Below are 9,703 nucleotides of genomic sequence, written 5' to 3' on the forward strand. Positions count from 1 at the left end.
ATAGTTAAGGTGATATAACAGACTTAATTTTTCGCCCAAATACGGTACCTTTGCATAAAAATGGTTTATAATATTATTCGTATAATTGCTCCCCTTGTTTATAAAATTTATATAGAAGTAAATGCATAAAATATATTTATCTGCTGTGTTATTGCTGGCCTTAAACGCCGCAAATGCTAAAGCAAGCACAGTAATAGACTCTATCGGTGTAGAGAACAACAATGGTAAAAAGCTAATCATTCATCAAACTGTAGCTAAAGACACTTATTATTCTATTGGAAGAAGATACAATGTTTCGCCTAAAGAAATTATGGCTTACAACGAAAATAAATACCTCCAGGTTGGGGTAATTATTAAAGTTCCGACCAACATTCCCTTCAACTCCACAGGTAATAATCCCGCAGCCAGTAATGCTTCTGGTCCGCCACAAAATACAGCTAACATAACCGAGCATACGGTTGTAGCAAAAGATAACCTGAATATGCTCGCTGAAAAGTATGGTACAACCATAAATGAGCTTAAAGCCCTAAACAACTTACAATCCAGCAATTTAAGAATAGGACAGGTTTTAAAAATTCCAGTAAAAAACACGGGTAATGCACCTGTAACTGAAAGCAATCGTCCGGTAGCTACCCCTGTTGCAGAAAAAAGCACAACGCAAGCCCAGCCTGCCGACAATCCGGCAATGATTGAATACGAAGTTCGTCCTAAGGAGTTTTTAGGCAGAATTGCCGATAAATTTGGCACTACTGTAGAAGAAATTAAAAAAGCAAATAATCTTTCTGGCAACAATCTTCGTATTGGCCAAAAACTAAAAATCCCGGCGACTAAAAATATTGATCAAAGCCAGGTCATAAATACACCTGCTGAAGAAAATAAGCCAAGAGAAGCAAGTGGCACTTATACGGTTAAACAAGGCGAAACCATTTTCTCTATTGCACAACAATATGGCATAACGGCTTATCAGATTAGAACGCTTAACAATTTACCCGATAATACGCTGGCTACAGGTCAGGTTTTAAAACTCTCTTCAAATGTTGTTGTTGATGTTCAGCCTCCAAAAGAAAAAGCAGCAGAAGTTAAAGAGAAAGCAGTAGAAAAAGTAAAGGAAACAGTTTCTGCTTCAAAAGAAGAAAGTTTTATTCATACCGTTGTTCAGGGAGAAACAATTTTCAGTATTGCTAAAAAGTATAATTTAACGGCGTATCAAATCAGAACAGCGAATAAATTAAATGACAATTCGCTTGGCTTAGGGCAAAAACTGGTTATTCCGAAGCCCCCAGAACCAAAATCTGTGAACGATCTTTCTAAACAGGATCAGGAAGTAAATCCAGATAGCACATCCGTTAGAGATCCAAAATTACGTCGTGACCCCAGTGTTTATGGCTTAAACCAGGTTGAAGAAAAAGGAACAGCTGTATGGATTTCAGATGCCGACCTTGATGCTTCTAAAATGTTGGTTTTACACCGTACAGCACCCATTGGTAAAGTGATTAAAATTACCAACCCCATGACAAACCGTACAACCTACGCAAAAGTTGTTGGTAAATTTACAGAGAACGAATCCACAAAAGATGTTATAATTGTAACCACTAAAGCTGTAGCCGATTCTTTAGGTGCTTTAGATAAGAGATTTTTTTGCAATATAATGTATAGCCCTCAATGAGTTTAAATAAAAAGCCGTTTATAATTGGTATTGCCGGTGGCAGTGGATCTGGCAAAACGTTTTTTCTGAATTGTTTTCTCCATCACTTTAAACAGGATGAAGTTACACTCGTATCACAGGATGATTATTACATCCCTGCGGGCGAAATGACACAGGAAGAAAACAAACTGTATAACTTTGATCTTCCATCTACCATCGATAGTGATCAGTTTTTAAGAGACATTAAACAACTGATGAATGGAGAGGTTGTTTATAAAAAAGAATACAATTTCAATAATCCTTTGGCAGTTGTTAAAATATTAGAGATTAAATCAGCACCGATTATTATTGTTGAGGGGCTTTTCATTCTTCATTTTAAAGAAATTGCAGCCTTACTGGATCACCAGATTTTTGTTGATGCCGATGAACAGATTGCATTAGACCGCCGTATAAAACGTGATGGTTTGGAGCGTGGTTATCCCGAAGAAGATGTATTATATAAATGGAACAATCATGTAATGCCGGCTTATAAAGAATATTTATTGCCTTATAAAGGCAGCTGTAACCGGGTTATTATGAACAACACCAACGAACCTGATGAGATTATCAGGATAACTGAAGATATTTCATTAGAATTACGCAACACCATACTGGTAAACGTTTAATTACCACATAGTATTAACATACAGCCCATATTTAGCGAATTAAAGCTGAATATGGGCTTTTTTTATTCAGAAATTTCTACTATTCTATATTTCAAATACAAATCATGCTGAATCCAGCATTAAAATGATTTAACATCAGGTTTTAACAAAAAAACCAACTTACCTTAAGTCTTTTACACGCTAATTACTTTATTTTTCATTTTACACCTTCGGTAATTTGATCGTTGTGCTACTACCTTATAAATGCACAATATTAAAATAATGTTATACCGAAAAGCTCTACTCACTTTATTATTTACTTCTTTATCACTACTAACTTTCGCTCAACAAAAAGGAACTGTTTCAGGTTATGTTAAGGATGGAGATGAAACCATTGCTGGTGCTTCAATTTTATTGAAGAGCACCCAAATTACAGCAATCAGTAACCACACAGGTTATTTCGAACTCAATGGAATTACACAAGGAAACTATATCCTTGAGATTTCACACATCGGTTACCTTAAAATAACCAAACAAATTTCAGTTAAAGAGGGGCAAAAAATTTCTATGAACCTCTCTTTACAGAAAGACTTGAAGCAACTTGATGAAGTAGCTGTAAACGGAAAAACACCATCCAGAAAAATAAAGGAATCTGGTTTTGCCGTAAATTCTATCGATACTAAACAATATGCGAACACAACAAGCGATATCAATCAAATACTAAACCGCAGTTCGGGTGTAAAAATTAGAGAACAAGGTGGCTTGGGTTCTGATTTTAATTTTTCCATTAATGGTTTATCCGGAAGTCACATTAAGTTTTTTATCGATGGCATTCCGATGGAATCTTACGGAAGCGGCATGTCGCTAAACAATATCCCGGTTAACCTTGCCGAAAGGATTGATGTTTATAAAGGCGTTGTACCTGCTTTTTTAGGTTCAGATGCTTTGGGTGGCGCTATTAACATCATCATGAAAAAAAATAAAGGCAAATCGCTTGATGCAAGTTATAGCATTGGCTCCTTTAATACCCATAGGGCTGCCTTAAACGGAAGTTTTACAGGAAAAAAAAGCGGCATTACCACAAATATCAGCGCTTACTACAACTTTTCTGATAATGACTATTACATGTACAACAATCCAAAAGCCAATGCGCTGTTGAGGGTTGTAGAAAATGGCGAATTCGTAACCAAAGATAAACTGAAGCGTTTTCATGATGGCTACGAATCTTACATGGCGCAAATAGAATCTGGCGTAACCAATAAAAAATGGGCCGATGTGTTGGTTGTAGGACTAACCTACACCAATAATTTTAAAGAACGCCAAACTGGTGCTACCCAGGAACGTGTAATTGGGAAAATGACCAGTAAAGGGAATAACCTCATCCCTTCCATCCGTTATCGTAAAGAAAATTTATTTATTGATGGTTTATCGGCCAGCGTATTTGCCAATTTCTCAGCAAATAAAACCATCGTTACCGATACAAGTGGCGCTTATTACCAATGGGATGGATCGATAAGAAGTATCCGGAACGGTGGCGAATTATCAGGAGAGAAAAAAGTAATCAACCATTTTACAGGCCATAATGCACTGGCGCAATTAAACCTGGGCTATAACATCAAAGAAAATCACTTAGTTAATTTAACCTACAACTTTAACAGTTCTTACAGAGAAGGTTACAATGAAATTGATCCGTATAACAACAGCTACGACCGCTCTAACCGCTTAAACAAGAATATTGTAGGCTTAAGCTACCAACAAAGTTTTTTCGATAACAAGTTAATCAATACCCTGTTTGGAAAATATTTTGGGTTGGTTGGTCAGGTGTATTCAAAGGATAATGTTGCAAGTACTGAAAGTAAAAATTATTACGGATACGGATTGGCTTCTACTTATAAAATTATTCCGGCATTGGGTATCAAAGCATCTTACGAACACGCCTATCGTTTACCCGGTTTAACCGAGCTTTATGGAGACAGGGAAACTGTTTTAGCAAACCCCAACCTTAAACCCGAACGCAGCGATAACTATAATTTAGGTTTGTTCTTTAATGCAAAATGGGGCAAAAATCAAATTAACGCAGAAGTTTCCGGCTTTTACCGCGATGCCAATGATTATATAGTCTCTACGCCTTCTGGCGGTGGAGACGGAAATTTCTCCCAGTTCTATAACGTAGAGGGTATTAAAATTGATGGCTTTGAAAGTGAAATACGTTATGATTATAACAGACTCTTTAATCTGCTTGTTAATGTAAGCTATCAAAACGCGGTAGACAGGCAGCAATTTGCCAGAGGAACCGTAAGAGAAAAAATTACTTATTTAAGCCGGGTTCCAAACCAGCCTTGGCTATATGGAAACGCCGATTTTAGTATTGGTAAAGATGGTTTAGCCGGAAAAGGCACCCGTTTACAATTCAACTGGTTTACACAGTACATCCAAAACTACTCTGTAAACTGGTCTAAACTGGGCGATAAAACCACTAATGATTATATCCCTACCCAGGTTATTCATAATGCTGCATTTACATATTCACTTGAATCAGGTAAATACAACATCACCCTCGAAAGTAGAAACTTAACTAACCAAATTGCTTACGACAACTTTAAACTCCAAAAACCTGGACGCTCTTTTTTTATCAAATTCAGATACGCCATTAATAATTTCAATTAAAAATCAATATTAACATGTTCACAACAATTAAAAATCAATTCATTGCAACCGCAATGGTATTCCTGGTCCTGATTAGTTTTAGCGCCTGTAAAAAAAGCAGTGGAACAGATGAGGGCACCTCAGATAAAGATGCAGATTACGCCGTAATCTTCACTGTAGGCGATGCAGATTATCTTTTAGATGCAAAATCTTTAACATCGGGTTCTATTTCACCGAAAGGAAGTGGAATAAATGTTTCTAATATTTTTACCTGGGGCGAAAATATCATTCAAAAAGGACGTTTTTTTTACCACCTGGATCCTAATGAAGGTAAGTTTAGCAAGTTTAAATTCGAAAACAATAAGTTATCGACTATTGCCGAAATTCCATTCAGTGCGTTTCCAAGTCCATATTTAGGCTGGCACGTATGGTTAAACAGCGAGCAGGTAATGTTTGGTCCAAGAAGCAGCAATTTATATGCAATTGTTAATACAAGTACCATGAAGCTTGTAAAAACAGGAGAGTTTGATAAATCGACTATTCCTGCAGACCATAGCAGAAGAGTATTTAATGTAATTGCAAGTGGCAATAAATTGTTAATAGGTTATGGTTTATACAACGAAATAACGAAAGTTCATTATGATAAATCTTATTTGGCATCAGCTGACTTGAACACCTTGGAGAACTTTAAAGTAACCAGCGAAGACGTTCGGTCGGCTCCAATTGGTGGCGTAAGAAATGGCTATTTTAGCCAGTTTACAGAAAACGGAGATACCTATATTTTAACTTATCCAATCCCAATGCTGGGTGGCAACAAGCCAGATATGCCTACTGGTTTTTTCAGAATTAAAAAAGGCACAGATGTAATTGACCCTACCTATTTCTTTAATATATCGGCAAAGGTAAATAAAGACAACCAGGTTGGCGTATGTTATTTAGGTAATGGAAAAGCAATTGTTTGCAACGCTAAAGATGCCGCAAACCAGGTTAAAACGAAAGATGACTGGTGGTATGCATCGATGTGGGAATATCTTGTGGTTGATGTGAATACACAAACTGTGATCAAAAAATTAGATTTCCCTCCTCTTTTAAATTCAAGATCTGCAATTGTAAAAAATGGCAAGGCTTATATTGCGGTTAACGATCCGAAAGCTGACGCAATTTACATATGGGAATATGATCCAATTGCAGATACACTTAAAAAGGGCCTAAAAGTAGAAGGTGGAAGTGATAATACGCCTGTACTTTACGATTTAAATTAATCCATCCCTAATTACAATAAATGCCCCTGGGTGGCTTAAGCTACTCGGGGCATTATTTTCATCAACAGCAAAACTTTATGTTTAAAAAAATAAATGCCTGGCTTCATCTCTGGCTCGGTTTAGCGTCAGGAATTATCGTTGTTATTTTGAGTATAACCGGATGCATACTGGTATTTGAGCAGGAAATAAAAAGTATCACCTCTCCCTGGTTACATGCCGAAAAACCTGAAGGAGCTAAAATTCTACCACCATCCGTATTGTATAAAGCTGTAGAGAAAGCACTGCCAGGGCGCGAAATAGAATCTGTTTGGTATCATGGCGAAAACCGTACAGCCCATTTTAGCATACACGAAATGGACTCGAACGTTTATGTAAATCCTTACACCGCAGAGGTTGTTGCAATGGCCCACGGCTCTACTTTTTTTGAATTTGTAAACGCAGGGCACCGCCACTTGTGGATGCCTGGAAAAATAGGCCGACAAATTGTAGGCTGGGCTACTTTCATCTTTTTCCTATTGTTAATTAGTGGAATTATTTTGTGGTGGCCAAAAAAATGGAATAAAGCCGGTAAAAATCAGAGTTTTAAAATTAAGTGGAAAGCAAAATTTAAACGGGTTAATTACGATTTGCACAACGTTTTAGGCTTTTACTCTTTGATAATAGCCTTGTTAATGGCAATTACCGGTTTATGCATGAGTTTTTCATGGTTTTCGAAAAGTGTATACTGGTTAACAGGTGGAGAAGGTGGCCCGAGGAAAAGAAATAAGGTTGAAGTTTCTGGTCCCGCAAATAAACCTGCGGTAGAGGTTGCCGATATAATATGGCATAAAGTTGTTAATGAAATTGCCATGTATAACAAAAATGATGTTATTATTCATTTCCCCGAAAAACCGGATGAATCTATTTATGCCTGTACGGATATGACTAATGGTTTTTGGAGAGATTTAACCTTTGATCCACTTACATTAGAGTTAATGCCAAATTCTAACAAACGATTAATTGAGCTTAAATTTCCCGACCAGGTAAGAAAACTCAATTATGCCATCCATGTAGGTGCTGTAGGTGGTTTAACCACTAAAATTATATACTTTTTGGCCAGTTTAATTTGTGCCAGTCTTCCAATAACAGGCTTTTATATTTGGTGGGGAAAAAAGAAAAAAAAACCTAAAAATATGTCTGCAGGGCCTTCAAAGGCTTAAAGTAGTATTTTCAATAAAAAAGCAGAAATAACTTTCTGCTTTTTTATGTCGTTAATTTAATCCAATAGCATTTCAGGAATTTCTCCTTCAACAATTAGCCTTCCTGCTGTAGATTGTTTGATAAAATCTACACTCACGCCTGGTGCCCGTTCTAAAAGCTTAAAACCACCTTCGGGTAAAATATCTAAAACAGCCAGTTCCGTTACAATTTTTTTAATGCAGTTTACCCCCGTTAAAGGCAATGTACATTTAGTGAGCAATTTACTTTCGCCTGCCTTATTTACATGCTGCATGGCTACAATGATATTTTTTGCGGAGGCCACTAAATCCATTGCGCCACCCATGCCTTTAACCATTTTACCTGGAATTTTCCAGTTGGCAATATCTCCATGTTCGGATACTTCCATGGCACCTAATATGGTTAAATCTACTTTTTGTGCCCGAATCATACCAAAACTCATTGCAGAATCGAAAATAGATGATCCTGGCAATGTTGTAATGGTTTGTTTGCCGGCATTAATTAAGTCGGCATCCTCTTCTCCCTCAAAAGGGAAAGGCCCCATACCTAATAATCCGTTTTCAGATTGTAACACCACATTAATACCTTTTGGAATATAATTGGCAACCAATGTTGGAATACCGATTCCGAGGTTAACGTAAAAACCATCTTTTATTTCTTTAGCGATTCGCTGCGCGATCTCTTCTTTTGAAAACATAAATAATAAATATTATTGAATGATTGTGTTTGAATGCATAAGGACTGAGGTTTCAATTCGTAAATTTTGAAAGAAGCCAAAACCACCAATTCCTAATTCCCTATTCTGCATGCTTCCTTACTGTTCTTTGTTCTATTCGCTTTTCGTAATCTTTTCCCTGAAAAATACGATGAACATAAATACCCGGCGTATGGATATAATCCGGATCCAATTCGCCAGCTTCTACCAGTTCCTCTACCTCTGCAATGGTTATCTTACCAGCCATTGCCATTACAGGATTAAAATTACGGCTTGTGGAACGGAAAATAAGGTTTCCGGCAGTATCGCCTTTCCAGGCTTTTACAATTGCAAAATCTGCATCGAAAGCATATTCCATTAAATAATCTTTACCATCAAAATTGCGGACTTCTTTCCCTTCGGCAACTTCAGTACCTACTCCCGCCGGGGTAAAAATTGCCGGCATTCCGTAACCTGCGGCCAAACAACGTGTTGCAAGCGTTCCCTGAGGAATTAAATCTACCTCCAATTCGCCACTTAGCAATTGCCTCTCAAACTCTGCATTTTCACCTACATAAGAAGAAATCATTTTTTTTACCTGTCGTTGTTTCAGCATAAGTCCGATGCCAAAATCATCCACTCCGGCATTATTAGAAATGCAGGTTAAATTTTTTACCTGTTTATCTACCAGTGCATTGATACAATTTTCAGGAATACCGCAAAGCCCAAAACCACCCAACATGATTGTAGCTCCATCAGATATATCTTTAATTGCTTCTTCCGCACCAGATACAACTTTATTTATCATTTTATGAATTTTTGGTTAGGCCGCTAAAATACAAAAGCCATCGCTAAAACTGCCTTTTTCCTTTAAGTATTTAGGTAAAACTTTAAGAAGTAGATAATTAATTGTAATTAATCTAAATAAGAACTACCTTTGTACCGAAATGTTGAACGAGAAAGAGCAAAACACATTCATTTTACCTACCGACCCTGAGTTTCAAAAAGGTATGGGATATATTTTCAGCTGTTCAGCTGAATTTAAAAAGTGCTGTAAAAAATATAAAGAGGGCAAACGTTGTAAAAAATGTCCCGGCCAAAAGAAATAATTTATTATTTATAGGTTTACTTAACTGTTATTCGGAACATTAAAATTCCTGCAAGAATTTTAGCGTGCTCTCCGGCGAAATGCTGCTATGCCCAAAGCGTGCTTGGGGAAATTTGGAGAAAATTAAAGCTGGTTTAGCTGATATTGCAGTTAACAACCAGCAAGGCCAAAGCACCATCTCTCCGTTCAGCTTTTAAACCGGCATGGTCAATGTTTCGGTAAGCACTGAAAAAGCCTCACCAATAGCTTTAAAAGAAAGATTGCAAGCCGGCAGTTTTTGTTTCTTTTTGCTGTCAAAAAGAAAAGAGCCCCGCGGCAAGCGGATAGATAATATTGTCTTAGCTAAACAGGCTTCGTACCTTTTTCTTAACAAAAAGGTAGCCGAATTCAAGGCTTGCATCCTTTCTTGAATAGCAGCATCAGAATTCCAATTGCGGCAATATGAGGCTTGTCCCTGTTCACAATGCCTACGCCAGCTGCATAATC

Annotated in this window: 8 protein-coding genes; 5 read left to right on the forward strand and 3 right to left on the reverse strand. The window is 37.2% G+C overall.

Annotation, left to right across the window (positions count from 1 at the left end; genetic code table 11):
- Positions 1 to 121: 121 nt before the first annotated feature.
- From R2Q77_RS20840 to R2Q77_RS20860, 5 genes are all read left to right on the forward strand, one after another.
- Positions 122 to 1,666 carry a LysM peptidoglycan-binding domain-containing protein gene (locus R2Q77_RS20840; protein WP_316805644.1) on the forward strand — a complete coding sequence of 515 codons (1,545 nt, stop codon included), beginning with the start codon at positions 122 to 124 and terminating at the stop codon, positions 1,664 to 1,666.
- The gene (locus tag R2Q77_RS20845) at positions 1,663 to 2,310 is read left to right on the forward strand and encodes a uridine kinase (protein ID WP_316805645.1); all 648 of its coding nucleotides are present in this window, start codon (positions 1,663 to 1,665) and stop codon (positions 2,308 to 2,310) included. Before R2Q77_RS20840 ends, R2Q77_RS20845 begins: the two co-directional genes overlap by 4 nt.
- 261 nt (positions 2,311 to 2,571) lie before the next feature.
- A complete protein-coding gene (locus R2Q77_RS20850) occupies positions 2,572 to 4,956 on the forward strand; it encodes a TonB-dependent receptor (protein WP_316805646.1) in 2,385 nt (794 codons plus the stop codon).
- A gap of 14 nt (positions 4,957 to 4,970) precedes the next feature.
- Positions 4,971 to 6,197, forward strand: coding sequence for a DUF4374 domain-containing protein (locus tag R2Q77_RS20855; protein ID WP_316805647.1), 1,227 nt, complete (start codon positions 4,971 to 4,973; stop codon positions 6,195 to 6,197).
- 77 nt (positions 6,198 to 6,274) lie between these two features.
- Entirely contained in the window at positions 6,275 to 7,396 is a 1,122-nt protein-coding gene (locus tag R2Q77_RS20860) for a PepSY-associated TM helix domain-containing protein (protein WP_316805648.1), read from the forward strand.
- Between the two features lie 56 nt (positions 7,397 to 7,452).
- On the opposite strand, the gene R2Q77_RS20865 is transcribed toward R2Q77_RS20860, so the two are convergent.
- From R2Q77_RS20865 to R2Q77_RS20875, 3 genes are all read right to left on the reverse strand, one after another.
- Positions 7,453 to 8,112: a CoA transferase subunit B gene (locus R2Q77_RS20865; protein ID WP_316805649.1), complete on the reverse strand. Its 660-nt coding sequence runs from the start codon at positions 8,110 to 8,112 to the stop codon at positions 7,453 to 7,455.
- Positions 8,113 to 8,212: 100 nt separating this feature from the next.
- A complete protein-coding gene (locus R2Q77_RS20870; protein WP_316805650.1) occupies positions 8,213 to 8,917 on the reverse strand; it encodes a CoA transferase subunit A in 705 nt (234 codons plus the stop codon).
- Positions 8,918 to 9,410: 493 nt separating this feature from the next.
- Positions 9,411 to 9,703: hypothetical protein (locus R2Q77_RS20875; protein ID WP_316805651.1), on the reverse strand; the 293-nt coding region annotated here is incomplete at its 5' end.

It is taken from the genome of Pedobacter nototheniae (genome assembly GCF_032678625.1).
GTDB lineage: Bacteria > Bacteroidota > Bacteroidia > Sphingobacteriales > Sphingobacteriaceae > Pedobacter > Pedobacter nototheniae_A.

Coding starts and splice junctions, on each gene's coding strand:
- R2Q77_RS20855 (WP_316805647.1), top strand. CDS start 4,971: ATGTTCACAACAATTAAAAATCAATTCATTGCAACCGCAATGGTATTC.
- R2Q77_RS20845 (WP_316805645.1), top strand. CDS start 1,663: ATGAGTTTAAATAAAAAGCCGTTTATAATTGGTATTGCCGGTGGCAGT.
- R2Q77_RS20860 (WP_316805648.1), top strand. CDS start 6,275: ATGTTTAAAAAAATAAATGCCTGGCTTCATCTCTGGCTCGGTTTAGCG.
- R2Q77_RS20850 (WP_316805646.1), top strand. CDS start 2,572: ATGTTATACCGAAAAGCTCTACTCACTTTATTATTTACTTCTTTATCA.
- R2Q77_RS20865 (WP_316805649.1), bottom strand. CDS start 8,112: ATGTTTTCAAAAGAAGAGATCGCGCAGCGAATCGCTAAAGAAATAAAA.
- R2Q77_RS20870 (WP_316805650.1), bottom strand. CDS start 8,917: ATGATAAATAAAGTTGTATCTGGTGCGGAAGAAGCAATTAAAGATATA.
- R2Q77_RS20840 (WP_316805644.1), top strand. CDS start 122: ATGCATAAAATATATTTATCTGCTGTGTTATTGCTGGCCTTAAACGCC.